This is a genomic window from Xanthomonas sp. NCPPB 1826, from assembly GCF_056725285.1.
Genome location: NZ_CM161521.1, coordinates 447,637 through 462,099, shown reverse-complemented (window position 1 = coordinate 462,099; position 14,463 = coordinate 447,637). Strand labels below are relative to the sequence as shown.

At 59.7% G+C, this 14,463-nt stretch carries 15 protein-coding genes; 12 read left to right on the top strand and 3 right to left on the bottom strand.

Annotated features, from left to right (window positions below; translation table 11 throughout):
- Positions 1-11: 11 nt before the first annotated feature.
- Positions 12-908 carry a DUF2167 domain-containing protein gene (locus tag AC1PLA_RS01985; RefSeq protein ID WP_047126267.1) on the top strand — a complete coding sequence of 299 codons (897 nt, stop codon included), beginning with the start codon at positions 12-14 and terminating at the stop codon, positions 906-908.
- Positions 909-921: 13 nt separating this feature from the next.
- Here AC1PLA_RS01985 and AC1PLA_RS01980 read toward each other — a convergent pair whose 3' ends face one another.
- Complete coding sequence (locus AC1PLA_RS01980; RefSeq protein WP_080959949.1) at positions 922-1,188, bottom strand: YkgJ family cysteine cluster protein; 267 nt, start codon at positions 1,186-1,188, stop codon at positions 922-924.
- A gap of 45 nt (positions 1,189-1,233) precedes the next feature.
- A complete protein-coding gene (locus AC1PLA_RS01975; RefSeq protein ID WP_481105471.1) occupies positions 1,234-2,601 on the bottom strand; it encodes a glycoside hydrolase family 5 protein in 1,368 nt (455 codons plus the stop codon).
- 413 nt (positions 2,602-3,014) lie between these two features.
- On the opposite strand from AC1PLA_RS01975, the gene ilvD reads away from it, so the two are divergent.
- Positions 3,015-4,853, top strand: a complete 1,839-nt coding sequence (gene ilvD, locus AC1PLA_RS01970; protein ID WP_167707617.1) for a dihydroxy-acid dehydratase — start codon at positions 3,015-3,017, stop codon at positions 4,851-4,853.
- A 115-nt stretch (positions 4,854-4,968) separates the two neighbouring features.
- Here ilvD and AC1PLA_RS01965 read toward each other — a convergent pair whose 3' ends face one another.
- The gene (locus AC1PLA_RS01965) at positions 4,969-5,988 is read right to left on the bottom strand and encodes an integron integrase (protein ID WP_481105470.1); all 1,020 of its coding nucleotides are present in this window, start codon (positions 5,986-5,988) and stop codon (positions 4,969-4,971) included.
- A 170-nt stretch (positions 5,989-6,158) separates the two neighbouring features.
- Between AC1PLA_RS01965 and AC1PLA_RS01960 the strand changes: the two genes are divergently transcribed.
- The 10 genes from AC1PLA_RS01960 to AC1PLA_RS01915 all read left to right on the top strand — a co-directional run bounded on the left by AC1PLA_RS01960 (position 6,159) and on the right by AC1PLA_RS01915 (position 14,383).
- The gene (locus AC1PLA_RS01960) at positions 6,159-6,827 is read left to right on the top strand and encodes a S1 family peptidase (protein ID WP_481105469.1); all 669 of its coding nucleotides are present in this window, start codon (positions 6,159-6,161) and stop codon (positions 6,825-6,827) included.
- Positions 6,828-6,898: 71 nt separating this feature from the next.
- Positions 6,899-7,111, top strand: coding sequence for a hypothetical protein (locus AC1PLA_RS01955; protein WP_481105468.1), 213 nt, complete (start codon positions 6,899-6,901; stop codon positions 7,109-7,111).
- Between the two features lie 128 nt (positions 7,112-7,239).
- Positions 7,240-8,046, top strand: coding sequence for a hypothetical protein (locus AC1PLA_RS01950; RefSeq protein WP_481105467.1), 807 nt, complete (start codon positions 7,240-7,242; stop codon positions 8,044-8,046).
- A 57-nt stretch (positions 8,047-8,103) separates the two neighbouring features.
- Entirely contained in the window at positions 8,104-8,484 is a 381-nt protein-coding gene (locus tag AC1PLA_RS01945; RefSeq protein WP_481105466.1) for a DUF6547 family protein, read from the top strand.
- A 754-nt stretch (positions 8,485-9,238) separates the two neighbouring features.
- Positions 9,239-9,778 carry an NIF family HAD-type phosphatase gene (locus tag AC1PLA_RS01940; protein ID WP_184620724.1) on the top strand — a complete coding sequence of 180 codons (540 nt, stop codon included), beginning with the start codon at positions 9,239-9,241 and terminating at the stop codon, positions 9,776-9,778.
- 68 nt (positions 9,779-9,846) lie between these two features.
- On the top strand, positions 9,847-10,215 hold the full coding sequence (locus tag AC1PLA_RS01935; protein WP_481105465.1) for a hypothetical protein: 369 nt from the start codon (positions 9,847-9,849) through the stop codon (positions 10,213-10,215).
- Between the two features lie 364 nt (positions 10,216-10,579).
- Positions 10,580-11,056, top strand: a complete 477-nt coding sequence (locus AC1PLA_RS01930; protein WP_039517390.1) for a hypothetical protein — start codon at positions 10,580-10,582, stop codon at positions 11,054-11,056.
- A gap of 932 nt (positions 11,057-11,988) precedes the next feature.
- Complete coding sequence (locus tag AC1PLA_RS01925; RefSeq protein ID WP_146098511.1) at positions 11,989-12,447, top strand: DUF2846 domain-containing protein; 459 nt, start codon at positions 11,989-11,991, stop codon at positions 12,445-12,447.
- Positions 12,448-12,862: 415 nt separating this feature from the next.
- Complete coding sequence (locus tag AC1PLA_RS01920; protein WP_481105464.1) at positions 12,863-13,438, top strand: hypothetical protein; 576 nt, start codon at positions 12,863-12,865, stop codon at positions 13,436-13,438.
- Positions 13,439-13,573: 135 nt separating this feature from the next.
- A complete protein-coding gene (locus tag AC1PLA_RS01915) occupies positions 13,574-14,383 on the top strand; it encodes a hypothetical protein (RefSeq protein ID WP_212583612.1) in 810 nt (269 codons plus the stop codon).
- The last annotated feature ends 80 nt before the right edge of the window (positions 14,384-14,463 follow it).

Sequence of the window (14,463 nt, the reverse complement as noted above, 5' to 3'; positions counted from 1 at the left end):
GATTCGACCCGATGCATACGCGTTTTGCCCTGGGCAGCCTGCTGGCCGCCTGCCTGCTGATCGCAAGCCCGTCGCTGCTGGCCATTCCAGCCGACGCCGTCGACGAAGCGCAGGTGCTGTCTGCCCTGCAGTACCGCGACGGCCACATCGACGTGCCGCAAGCCAAGGCGCACTTCGATCTGGACCCGGCGTTCCGCTACCTGGACAAGGCCGACACGCGCCGCGTGCTCGAGCAGCTGTGGGGCAACCCGCCCGACGACAGCGTGCTGGGCATGATCGTGCCGCGCACACCCGCGCTGGATGCGCCGGGTGGCTGGGCAGTGGTGGTGACCTATGCCGACGACGGTTATGTGTCCGACGAGGATGCCGCCAAGATCGATTACAGCGAGCTGCTGGCCGACATGCAGAAGGGCACCGCCGAAGACAACGCCGCGCGCCGCGAGCAGGGCTACGGCACCGTCGACTTGCTCGGCTGGGCGGTGCCGCCGCGGTACGACGCCGGCAGCAAGAAGCTCTACTGGGCCAAGGAACTGCGCTTCGATGGCGCCCAGCAGCACACGCTCAACTACGATATCCGCGTGCTGGGCCGCAGCGGCTACCTCAGCCTCAATGCCGTCGCCGGCATGGACCAGCTCGAACAGGTCCGCCAGGGCATGCAGCAATTGCTGCCGATGACCGAATTCGACCAGGGCGCGCGCTATGCCGACCACAACCCGTCCACCGACAAGATCGCCAGCTATGGGCTGGCCGGCCTGATCGGCGGTGGCCTGGCGGCCAAGGCCGGGCTGTTCGCCAAGCTGGGCCTGTTGCTGGCCAAGGGCTGGAAGCTGGTGCTGTTGGGCGTGTTTGCCGTGGGTACCGGCATCAAGCGGGTCTTCTCCCGCAAGGCGCAGGGCACCGGCAGCTGAGGCGTGCCGCGGCTCACGGCCGCGTGGCGTGTTCCAGTGCCGTCAACGTGGCCAGCGCCTGCGCGCGCGATGCGCCGCACATGTCCTCGGACGGACGCAGGCTGGCGCACACCGCCGGCCGCGTCGGCAACCCGAACAGGCGACAACGGCCCTGGCCGTCGAGCTGCACGCAGGGCACGCCCGCCGGCTTGCCTTGCGGCATGCCGGGGATGGCCGAACTGATCGACGGCGCGATGCAGCAGGCCGCGCAGCCGGCGCGGCACGGGATGTTCTTGCGCATGCCGCCAGTGTAAACCGCCGCCACCTGCCGCCAGCGGCAGCGTGGCTAGCGCGGCGGGATGTAGCTGGACAGGCGCACGTCGAAAAAGGCCTGTACGGCAGCGAGATTGCTCTTGGCCTGGATGTCCGCGCCCACGTCGCGGCTCATGCCGAGCACGTCGTCATCCGGCCAACCGGGGCCGAAACACCATTGCGTGCTGGGGATATTGTTCGCCTGCAGATGGGCCAACATCCGCATGGTGGCGACCTCCGCGCTGCGGTTGCCGGCAGGGTAGCCGTGCTCGCCGAGATAACCGCGCTTGCCGGCATCCCGCAGGGCGTCGATGAAGGGCGTCACCATCGTGATGCCGGTATCGGGCTGGATCACTTCGTTGCGCCCTCCCGGTCCGACCCAGTTGCCGCCGCCAGCCCCGTTGTTGTCCAGATAGTTGTGCGCTTCGTAGACGATGCGGTTGTAGGGATCGAGGATGTCGAACAGGCCCATCGAATCCTTCTGCCAGAGCCGGGCACTGGCATAGCCGTTGCCGCACACGAACACGAAGTGGTCGCGGTCGCGATCGATGATGGCCTTGCAGCACGCAGTGGCAGTGTTCTGCCAGTGCGTTGCCATCGACAGCACGCTGCCGTCGGCGGCGCGCTCGTCGCCCTGATAGGGCTCGTTCATCACGCCCCAGCCGAACACCGCCGGGTGCTGCCGGAACCGGTTGACGATGCGTGCCCACAGGTCGGGCAGGCCGGACGCGTTGTAGAGCGTGCACCCCGGCGTGCCGATCACGCGGTATTCGTACAGCTTGAGCAGCCCGTCGCGGCGATCGAAATAGCCCTGGTAGCCGAAATTGCGCAGCGGATAGGTGTCGGCCCAGACCGCGGCGGCCGCCGGGTCGTCGATACGGTTGCCGCGCGCATCCACAAGCGTGCCGCTGGCGTCGCGCCGATAGCCCGACTTGACGGCCACCCGCTGCGGCAGGCGCATGTAGTCGTGCAGCTCCACGATGGCGCGCTTGCCGCGGGCGGCGATGTGGTCCAGCGCATCCTGGACTTGGCTGCAGTAGGTCTCGTTCAAGGCCAGCCCCTGCCCCCGCGTGAAGCGCGCGGCGGTGGTCGGCAGCCGGAACAGCGGGCAAGCCCCGGCGGCGGCCACGTGCTGTGCGGTAATGGCGCGATAGTGGGTGCCGATCTCGGCATTCTCCACATAGCTGTTGGAGGCCAGGCCCGACAGGTTCAGGCCCGCGAACGGCAGGGTGGCGCTCTGCGCAGCCGCGCGGCCGCCCCACCCGAGGCCGGCCAGTGCCACCGCGCCGGCTGCGCCCTGCAGCACGCGACGGCGGGTGATCCCGGCTGCTGCTGCCGGCCTCTGGTCGATGGGATGCGGGGCTGCCGCCGCCGTGCGGCGTGGGTGTGGATGGTCGGACATGGGCGCCTCCTGCGGTGCCGTTGGTGGAGATCCTTGGCGGTGGTGCTCCCCTCTGCCGCACCGGTCTGACGGCGATGGTGCCGGTGTGGCAACGGCGCAATCTGCGCTCCGGTTTGCACTCCGGGCACTGCCTGCAACCCCGCATACGTTTACATCGCATTACATGCCACGCCGACCAGCGGGCGCCGCGTGCGGGAGGCGCGTGTTCGCGCGCCGTGCCGGCGAACGCTCCGGCGCCGCCTGTGCGATGCGCGCGGCCCGCGCCCTCCCCCACCGCCACGGCGTGCCCTGGCCCGCGTGCTACCGTGCCGGATCACCGGATCACCGGAGCGCGCCGCGACCGTTGCAGCAGCAACAGTCACGACGCGCTCTAATTGCCAGCCACCGCTCGCCAATCAGCCGTCGAATTCGCCATGCCCGAGTACCGCTCCAAGACCTCCACCCACGGCCGCAACATGGCCGGTGCCCGCGCACTATGGCGCGCCACCGGCATGAAGGATGGGGACTTCCACAAGCCCATCATCGCCATCGCCAACTCGTTCACGCAGTTCGTGCCCGGGCACGTGCATCTGAAGGATCTCGGCCAGCTGGTCGCGCGCGAGATCGAACGCGTCGGCGGCGTGGCCAAGGAGTTCGACACCATCGCCGTGGACGACGGCATCGCCATGGGTCACGACGGCATGCTGTATTCGCTGCCCAGCCGCGAGATCATCGCCGACTCGGTCGAATACATGGTCAACGCGCATTGCGCCGACGCGCTGGTATGCATTTCCAACTGCGACAAGATCACCCCCGGCATGTTGATGGCCGCGCTGCGGCTCAACATCCCCACCGTGTTCGTCTCCGGCGGGCCGATGGAAGCCGGCAAGACCAAGCTGGCCGAACACAAGCTCGATCTGATCGACGCGATGGTGATCGCCGCCGACGACAGCGCCTCCGACGAAAAGGTGGCCGAGTTCGAACGCAGCGCCTGCCCCACCTGCGGCTCGTGCTCGGGCATGTTCACCGCCAACTCGATGAACTGCCTCACCGAAGCGCTGGGCCTGTCGCTGCCGGGCAACGGCACCGTGGTGGCCACGCACGCCGACCGCGAGCAGCTGTTCCTGCGCGCCGGACGCGTGGCGGTGGAGCTGTGCCACCGCTGGTATGGCGGCGAAGACCCTACCGCCCTGCCGCGCGGTATCGCCACCTTCGAAGCGTTCGAGAATGCGATGACGCTGGATATCGCCATGGGCGGCTCGACTAACACCATCCTGCATCTGCTCGCCGCCGCGCAGGAAGGCGACGTGCCGTTCGGCATGCGCGATATCGACCGTCTGTCCAAGCGCGTGCCGCAGCTGTGCAAGGTCGCCCCGAACACGCCCAAGTACCACATCGAAGACGTGCATCGCGCAGGCGGCATCATGGCCATCCTCGGCGAACTCGCACGCGGCGGCCTGCTGCACACCAACGCGGCCACGGTGCACGCACGCACGCTGGCCGACGCCATCGCGCAATGGGATGTCACCCAGACCGACGCAGAGGCCGTGCACACGTTCTACAAGGCCGGCCCGGCCGGCATCCCCACGCAGATTGCCTTCAGCCAGGCCACGCGCTGGGACAGCCTGGACACCGATCGCAGCGAAGGCTGCATCCGCGATGTCGCGCATGCGTTCTCGCAGGAGGGCGGCCTGGCCGTGCTGTACGGCAATATCGCCCGCGACGGCTGCGTGGTGAAGACCGCAGGCGTGGACGAATCCATCCACGTGTTCGAAGGCAATGTGCGCGTCTTTGAGAGCCAGGATTCGGCGGTCAAGGGCATTCTGGCCGACGAAGTGAAAGCCGGCGACATCGTGGTGATCCGCTACGAAGGCCCCAAGGGTGGCCCCGGCATGCAGGAAATGCTCTACCCCACCAGCTATCTCAAATCCAAGGGCCTGGGCAAGCAATGCGCCCTGCTCACCGACGGCCGTTTTTCCGGCGGCACCTCGGGCCTGTCGATCGGCCACGCCTCGCCGGAAGCCGCCGCAGGCGGTGCGATCGGCCTGGTGCGCGACGGCGACAAGATCCTGATCGATATCCCCAACCGCTCGATCAATCTGCTGATCTCGGACGAGGAACTTGCTCTTCGTCGCGCAGAGCAGGATGCCAAGGGCTGGAAGCCGGTGGAAGTGCGCCCACGCAAGGTCACCACAGCGTTGAAGGCGTATGCGCTGCTGGCGACCAGTGCGGATAAGGGTGCGGTGCGGGATAAGGCATTACTGGACGGCTGAGCTGTTGCAGCGTTGCACCGGCGGCGGCACCCGTCGCCGCATGCGTGAAACGCACCGGCAGCGGAGCGGCGCTTGCGAGCCAACGCGGCAAGCGCCTATCACCGGCATGGCAGCCTCACTCGTCGCCGACCACGCAGCCGAGCCCATCCAGCGGACTGCGTACCGCAGACGCACCGCGGCCCAGGACATGCGTATAGATCTGCGTGGTGGCCACGTCCTTGTGACCCAACAGCTCCTGCACCGTGCGGATGTCGTGGTCAGCCTCCAGCAGATGCGTGGCGAACGAATGCCGCAACGTGTGGCAGGTGGCAGGCTTGGCGATGCCGGCACGCCGTCGCGCCACTTGCACCGCACGCTGCAGGACTTCCTCGGACACGTGATGGCGACCGACCCGGCCACTGCGCGGATTGCGCGACTGGCGCGCAGACGGAAACAGGTATTGCCACCCCGGCTCGGCGTCGGCATTGGGATACTTGCGTGCCAGGGCATGCGGCAGGAAGACCCGTCCGGTACCGGCCGCCAGATCGGCGGCATGCACCACCAGCGCCCGTTCGTGTTGCCGTTGCAGCGCCTCTCGCAGGCTGAGCGGTAACGGCACCCGGCGGTCCTTGCCGCCTTTGCCATCGCGCACCACGATCTCGCCGCGCGCGGCATCCACATCCTTGACGCGCAGCCGCAGGCATTCTATCAACCGCATCCCGCTGCCATATAACAGGCTGGCCATCAACCAACACGGACCTTCCAGCGCTGCCAGCAGCCGTGCAACTTCCTCGCGCGCGAGCACCACCGGAATGCGCCTGGGCCGCTTGGCGCGCACCAGGTTCTCCATCCACGGCAGCTCGATGCGCAAAACCTCGCGATAGAGAAATAACAGCGCCGCCAACGCCTGGTTCTGCGTGCCCGCAGACACCTGCCCATCGGTGGCCAGCCGCGTCAGGAACGCCTCGACCTCCGCCTGCCCCATCTGCGCCGGATGACGCTTGCCGCTGGCCAGGATGAAGCGCCGTATCCAGCTCAGATACGCCTGCTCGGTGCGCAGGCTGTAGTGCTTTACGCGCAGGCGGTCGCGCACCTGATCGAGCAGCCGGACCGGTGGACACGCTGTTACGCCGTCGTTTTTATAGGTGTATTTCATACTCCTGCGTCCTTGCTGGATAACGCGACAAGCATCCGCATGGTCGTGCCCGCTTACTATCGTGCGATCCCTTGACTGGGGATAAGGGTTACCCCGTTCACAAAGCACTCGCGATCGAAGATACTCGCCACAACACCGCGTTTCGGCGGTCCAATAGTAGTTAGCCGCTCATGGTGCCTTCCAACATCCTGTTCCGCACCTTCTTCATAAAGGCTGAGCAATACGGCACAGCTTTTACGCTTGAAGTAGGCGGGGAAGAGTTCTTGGTGACCGCCCGGCACCTGCTTGATCGGTCCAAAGCAGATATACAGATTCAGCTCTTTCACAGCGAACGCTGGCACTCACTGCCAGCTAGAGTGATAGGACACGGAAAGGGCGAGGTAGACATCTCTGTGCTCAAGCTTGAGCATCGACTTAGCCGGGCCGAGCTGGCCGTAACTCCTACAATCGCAGGGCTAGTGCTAGGACAAGACGTGTACTTCCTCGGCTTTCCCTACAAGTTGTGGAGCAATGTTGGGGATCTTCTGGGAGGCATGCCTTGCGCTTATGCCAAGAAGGGCACCGTTTCTGCCTACCAACTACATGATCCACAGGTCCTACACATAGATGCAATCAACAACGAGGGCTTCTCTGGTGGCCCACTATTTTTCTACTCTCACCAAAGTCCCACCGAGGTTCGTGTAGCAGGCGTGGTTTCAAAGTTCCGCATTGAGCACGAGCAAGTTCTAGACGCTAAAGGCGAGCCAACTGCTATGACTGTTCCTTACAACACTGGATTTCTAGTCGCATATGGAGCAAAACACATCCTTGGCCTCATCGAGGGCGGAGAGCGCGGCTAACAATTCATTCAAGCCGAACCGGCTTCGCCGGTCGGCTTAATTCAGGCGTTAGGCCTTACAGGAGATGATCAATGGAAGTCACTATCGGCAAGCAGCCAATCAACGGGAAAATGAACGTCATTGTTAGCCTCCATGAAGAGATCGACGGGAAGGGATTTGACATCGATCTGAGCATTTGGGTTGATGATTCAGACTCCCGTGCCGAGCTTTCCAAGCGGGCTCGCAATGTTGCGACAAGTCAATTAAAGCACGCGCTATTGGCCCTTGAGAACGGAGATCAATAACAATCAATTCGAATATTTATTTTTTGATCATGGCGCCCCCTTTTGGGATAAGGCCTAACAATTTATTCAAGCCGAACCCGCTTCGCGGGTCGGCTTAATTCAGGCGTTAGCCGTCAGGAGAGATCACGGTGCCCGAACCATTAACCATCGCAGGCGCAGGGCTCGCGATTCTAGGATCGAAGGACATTCTAAATAAGCTGCTAGGACCGAGCGCAGACTATCTTGGCGCAAAGACGGCCGGCTTAGTTGAGAAATGCGATATCAATCTCGACGGAATTTTCTCCAAAGCGTACAAGAAGCTTGGTGAGAGAGCAGATGAAGCAGGTAGCGTCAATCCGCGCGTCTTGAAACACGTGGTCGACGAGGGAAGATTCGTCGAAGATGAGCTAGTTGCAGAATATTATGGCGGCCTTCTGGCAAGCTCAAAGACAAACGATGGACTAGATGATCGGGGTCTGCCGCACTTGACTCGCGTCAAAGCGATGTCGGTTTACCAGATTCGGCTTCACTTCTTTATTTACCACTCGATCTTGCGGATATTCGCTAACAATCCGGCGAATATTGGCGTGCAAGAAGAGCGCAGAAAGCTACGCTTGTATTGTCCCTACACAGGAGTTACTTCCGCGCTTCTCACGCAGCCAGCTGAAGCAACTAGATTCCATAGCATATTCACTCATTCAATCAACGGTCTCTATTCGCACGGCCTCATAGACAACTTTTCTTATGGCCCGGCCGAACACCTACAAAAGGCTTTCAAGGGTGCGACGACCCCTGGCTTTATCGTTGCACCGACCTTCGCTGGAACTGAGTTGTTCTTATGGGCAATAGGGGCGAAAGATCCCGATGCTCATAGTTTCTTTTCACAAGACGTCAATTTGATAGACAGCCCTCTACCAATGCTCCAGTCTGCCTTAGCCGTGCAGGATCCGGGCTAACAATCCATTCAAGCCGAGCTGGCTTCGCCAGTCGGCTTAATTCAGGCGTCAGGCCTCATGACAGATCCCGTGGCCCAAATATCCGTTTACCGAGACATCATCGATCAACTAGTTAGTGAGACTCGGATGTATAGCGCTTTAGCCAAGCGCGCCGAGGAAAACGAACCATTTCCAGTCGAGAGCGAGCAGTCGGATTTTAACAAGCTGTTATCGTCCCTCACCCAACAGCAGCAAGCGCTTCTTTCCAAGATATTGTTAAAAGAGCGGCACGGTGCAATCCACGATACATTAGCTGCACTTACCTGGTGGATTGACTCTCGAGGCGTTGGCCTTACCGTAAATGGCCGGCCGATGCCAGTTGATCTCAGCGGCATGGGGCTGCATGGTGACTATGTTGGCAGGGCCGATGGCTGGGAGTGGCCCAGCGATGAGGGCTAACAATTCATTCAAGCCGATGCCGCTTCGTGGCACGGCTTAACTCAGGCGTTAGGCGATGGTGGAGCAAATGCGTGGTGGTTGCCGCTTCGGTGGGTTCGCAGGCGTGCATGCAGTTGGCTCCGGGCGCCGGTCATCACTGTTGTGAGTTGCGGTAAGTTCGGTGCTTCGCCCTTGCACGTCATTGCCCCCCGCTGCGCTCGTTGCATTTCGCTTCGGTAGCAGTCCTCACCGGGGCGTCGCTGGGCAAGCGCCATCCCGCAAGCTGTTGCACACTCGGTCCAGGCGGCAGTGCTGGGGAGCATGGTTGCACCATCCAACCTTTGCGGTCACTCACTGCCTAACAACTCATTCAAGCCGAAGTTGCTTCGCAACTCGGCTTAATTTAAGCGTTAGGCACCATGCCAAAGTGTTTCGTAATCGAGGACGAGAGCCACGCCGAGCAGATCGGTGAGTACGCGTCGCTCGACGAAGCCTGGGCAGAGTTAGGGCGGCTGGCCGCTATTCCGTGGGACCAACGTCCAAACGTTGCACCTTGCCCGAGCTGGCAAACTTGCGGCCGCACTTACAAGATCATCGAGTACGAAACCTCAAGCACGCCATGGCGAGAGCTAAGGCAAGTTTCCGGCCTTGACGTAAGCGTCAATGGTGTAGCTTGGGGCTCCGAGGCGCCGCGTTATGGTGCCTAACAATTCATTCAAGCCGAACCCGCTTCGCGGGTCGGCTTAATTCAGGCGTTAGGGCCCACACGCATTTCATGACACTCTTGGTTCTAGATCTCGACGAGACGCTCATCCATGCAACCGAAGGTTGCCTGGATCGTGATCCCGACTTCGAGGTTGGGCCGTACGCTGTGTACAGACGACCGGGCCTTGACTCGTTTCTGTCTACGGTAAGTTCGCACTTTGACCTAGCGGTTTGGACTTCTTCTACTCGTCTTTACGCGGCGCCGGTTGTCGCAGCCATCTTCCCACCCGACATCGACCTCAAGTTCATATGGTCCCGCGAGCGCTGCACGATGCGCTTTGATCCAGAGCATCAAGACTATGAGTGGGCAAAGAATCTTGGCAAGATAAAGCGCCGGGGTTATCGGCTTGAACAGGTGCTGATGGTAGATGACACTCCCGCCAAACTAGCCAAACACTACGGAAACCTCGTCAGGGTAAAGCCGTTCTTTGGTGATCTGGCGGACCAGGAACTGTTCCAGTTAGGTGAGTACTTGCCCACACTAGCAAAGGCACCAAATGTCAGGAAGATTGAAAAGCGTTTCTGGCGCAAATCCGCTAGTGAGCCCTAACAATTCATTCAAGCCGAACCCGCTTCGCGGGTCGGCTTAATACAGGCGTTAGGCGGCAGAGATACATCATGGCAACTGGCAGCGTCTTCATAATCAAGCCAAGCATCTCGCTAGCTGAAACGGCTGAGCGCATCGGCGCGGCATTGGCCACGCGGCTGGAGCCTGAAATGTCTGGGCGCTTTGAGGAATATCCGTCGTTCGTTGGGGCGACCTCGGATCTGGAGATCGTCTTGCTTGGCCCTCCTCAACTCGAGCACGACATTCGTGAAAACCCAACGCAAGACTACGCACTCCAAGTAGCTCCGCTCACGCAAGTCGAACCGGATCGCTACTTGGAGTTGCATCAGCAATTGTTGGCAGGAGGCGTTGAGGTTGTGGCCTACGAGCTGCCGCCTAACAATTCATTCAAGCCGAACCCGCTTCGCGGGTCGGCTTAATTCAGGTGTTAGGCCGCTAGAGCGGTATCACAAGAGTCTCTAGACCATGTATCAGTATCAGCGGCTCATGCGGCGACGCGGTTCCAATACCTACTCAGACGACGAGCGTCGCCAGCTTCTTGAGCTTCTTGAGACTGCTCCTGGGGTGGCGGGCGTTACGCTCATTGAGAGACATCCCCGGGGCGGTTACCGCGTAAAATTCGAGTTGTCACGTGACTCAATTGATGCGTTCGTCTCAATACTTGATGAGCATGACTGGATGTCAGTGATGTAATCGACGGGCTGACTGGCACGCGGCCTAACAATTCATTCAAGCCGAACCCGCTTCGCGGGTCGGCTTAATTCATGCATTAGCCACTAGAACATGCATCTCGCACTGAACCACAAAGACCCAACGTTGACGGTTGTCTATGAGCTGTCCAACGAGCTCAGGGACGATCCGGAACACGTTCAGATCGTCCAGGCCCTTAGCCTGAACAACGACAAGCCATTTCTGGGACTCAAGCCTGTTAACGGCTTGTTCGGCTCAAATGAGTGGTGGGAAAGCATCAAATCAGGACATATCAAAACCGTCCATGTGACCGGCACGATCCGGGATTTGGTGTTCGCGGGACAGGACTCCCGATGGGGCGATAGCGTCAACTCTTTCAACCTCCAACAAGACGATGGCACCGTCGTGCTCGAGAGCATCTATGCTCACGAAAAGCACGACCGCAAGCTTTTTCGTGTTGGAGCCAAGGTCTCCTGCTGGTATGCGCTACTAGAGTTGAAGTCCCAGCCAGCCCCGGACGGGGGAGTCAACTACGCCAGAACTTTGCTAGAGATGGCGGTTTCGGCATAGCCTCTAGTGGCTAACAATTCATTCAAGCCGAACCCGCTTCGCGGGTCGGCTTAATTCAGGCGTTAGACCGCTTATGAAGCTAATCGCGGCTCTAGTCATTCTTCTACAAGCCTCAACGGGCTCGTCCCAGCCTGAGGACCAGTGCCCGACACTGCCCACCGACTCAACAATGACGTGGACTTATCAGCAAGGCCCGGACTTCGGCGTCTGCTATGCGGTGGACTCTGCGACAAAGAAGGATGCATTTGGCGTTTACCTAGGCTTCGCTCCAAGCTTTCATCCAGAGTCGGCCAAGATGATCGGTAGAGGCAACGTTGGTGGTCACAAGGTCAAATGGTACGGGCGTAACCCGAGCAGTGATCCGTCGGAGTTCTCACGAGAGACGCTGGTTAGGCTCGATCGCCAAGGTAGCGTTGCCCATGTGTGGATCACGGCCGAGTCTGAGCAACAGTTAGCGCAGCGACTTGCAGTTCTTAGTCGGCTGCACTTCCAATGATCGGCACGCGGTCTAACAATTCATTCAAGCCGAACCCGCTTCGCGGGTCGGCTTAATTCAGGCGTTAGGCCGTGGTGGAGCAAATGCGTTGGTGGTTGCCGCTTCGGTGAGTTCGCGGGCGTGCATGCGGTTGGCTCCGGACAGCAGTCATCACCGTTACTGATTGGGGTAAGTTCGGTGCTTCGCCTTGGCACGTTGTTCCCGCGCTGCGCTCGTTGCAGTTGGCTTCGGTGGCAGCACGCGCCTCTGCATCGCTGGGCAAGCTCCATCCCGCAAGCTGTGGCACACTCGGTCCAGGCGGCAGTGCTGGGGAGCATGGTTGCACCATCCAACCTTCGCGGCCACTCACTGCCTAACAACTCATTCAAGCCGAAGTTGCTTCGCAACTCGGCTTAATTCAGGCGTTAGGCCTCGTCAAGCCTCAGGGGGAATTCAGATGAAGATCCAACATGCTGTAGCAGCTGGGCTAGTCGTCACCACCATGTCCGGATGCGCGACGGTGACATACGGAGACAAGAGCGCCGAAGCTACGTTGCGTGAACTGCAGCCTGTTCCCGGGAGAGTTAGCCTGTACGTATGTCGAGAGAAAGCCGCGTTTGTCGGAGCAGGCAACCGCACAACTGCAATCGTTGACAATAAGCCGATCGGAACCTTGAAGCCAAACAACTTCGCACATGTCGTTGTAGAACCTGGCCCTCATAGCGTCTACATCGAGCACAACCCTGGCGGGAAAAGTGGCGTGCTAAATCTGGACACCCGCGCCGATGAAGTCCCAATCATCTGGGTAGGAATGACGGGCCACGGCTGGGGCGTACTCACCGTGGATCAGTTCAAGAGCAGGAGCGAAGCGGAGTCTTGTGTCAGGCAAGCCCAGTACGCCATTCCGACAGAGTAGCCTTGCCGTGATGCCTAACAATTCATTCAAGCCGACACCGCGGTGCGGCGCGGCTTAATTCTGGCGTTAGGCCGTGGTGGAGCAAATGCAGTGATGGGTGCAACTTCGGTGAGTTGGCTGGCATGCATGCGGTCGGCTCCGGGCAGCAGTCATCACCCTTGTGGGTTGCGGTAAGTTCGGTGCTTCGTCCTTGTCCGTCATCACCGCGCTGCACTCATTGCGTTTGACTTCGATGGCATCACGCGCCGCTGCATCGCTGGGCAAGCTCCGTCCCGCAAGCTGTGGCACACTCTGTCCAGGCGGCAGTGCTGGAGAGCATGTTGCACCATCCAACCTTTGCGGCCACTCACTGCCTAACAATTCATTCAAGCCGAAGTTGCTTCGCAACTCGGCTTAATTCAGGCGTTAGGTGCCAATGGAAGATTCCTTGCCGATTTGGCCACAGCACGAAGCCTTCTACATACAGAGCATGCTCTTTCATACAAGGCAGGCATGTGTTTCCATCGACGTCATAGCAGAGTTGGTAAGTCGCTTGTCTAGCGAGCGCAAGGCCGGTATCGCGTCAGACTTCGATTGCTCGATCGCGCTAGATCATGTACAAAACATTGTGTTTCGCGCGGCAGCCATTTCTCGTTACTTTTGGCCGTCCAGAAAGCGTTTTAATGATCGTGGCACCAGGCTTAGGGCTGCGTTTGAGGTCAATGAAGACTCTGTTCTACGCAACCGTGATCTTCGAGATGCAGCAGAACACTTCGACGAGCGCTTAGACAACCACCTAAAAGACGGGATTTTCGGCTACATCATCCCTGAATGGTTCGGCCCGCTACACAAGCAAGAGGTGCATACTCACTACTTTCGTGCGTACTTCATCAACACTGGACACCTCCGGATTCTAGATCAGGAGTTCTTTGTTCAACCCATTGTTGAGGAGATTATTCGGGTGCATAACTTACTGGTCAGCTTCGATGAGAACGGTGGGCGGATGCCGTGAGTTGGCACCTAACAATTCGTTCAAGCCGAAACCGCTTCGTTACGGCAATGGCATGGCAGGAAAAGCTTGCCATGCCATTGCCTCCACTACGCGGTTCGGCTTAACTCGGGCGTTAGACGGCATTCGGAGCCCTAAATGACTCTTTGCATCGCATGGAAGCAGGAAAATGCAATTCACCTAGCTGCGGACTCGCGGCTGACGATCGCTAGCAATTCTTACGCTGACGTTGGCATCAAGGTACTAGCCCTTCCCTACCGAATCCTTCAGCCGGCACATCCAGATCAGTCAGGAGCTCGGGATGTGGCTTACCAAGGACGGCTCGGGATGTGCTTTGCTGGAAGCGCGGTTAATTCGCTGATGATCAAAGAGTCCGTTGCCGCAGTCCTGCAGGATCTTCAGTACGCGCCAGGCTACACGGACGTGAGTCTGAAAGGGATATGCGAGTTCATCTTCAAAGCGTACAAACTAATCTCCAAAGAGATCTGCAAAACTGCAGCAGGCCCTAAAGGAGTCGCAGACTTCATTGTGTGTGGTCAATGTCCGTCTACCGACCTGCTGAGAGCGTTCAAGTTTTCAACCAACAGGAATAACGTGCACTCGCTTAATGAAGTGCTCGTTGAGTCAAAGCACGAGTTCCTAGGATCTGGATCAGCACACGTGGATCGGAACGCCACCCTAGTTCGGAATATTGACTATCTCTCTGTACTTCGCGACATTATCGATGATGAGTCAATAGAATCGGTTGGGGGCAACATCCAGTACGGAACGCTGCACAACAACGATTTTACCGTCTATGGCATCGTGGAGCTCAAGGACAGCGTTCACTATTGGCGAGGCGCGCTTGACATGAACAGCAACTACTTTATGTCCGGGCATTCCGATCTGATTTCGGGCATCTCTTACATTGACCCCTTCGACACCTTCGGGAGGTCGGGTGCCGTCTAACAATTCATTCAAACCGACGCCGCTTCGCGGCGCGGCTTAACTCAGATGTTAGGCCCGTAAAAATCAGAATGCCGTGAGCG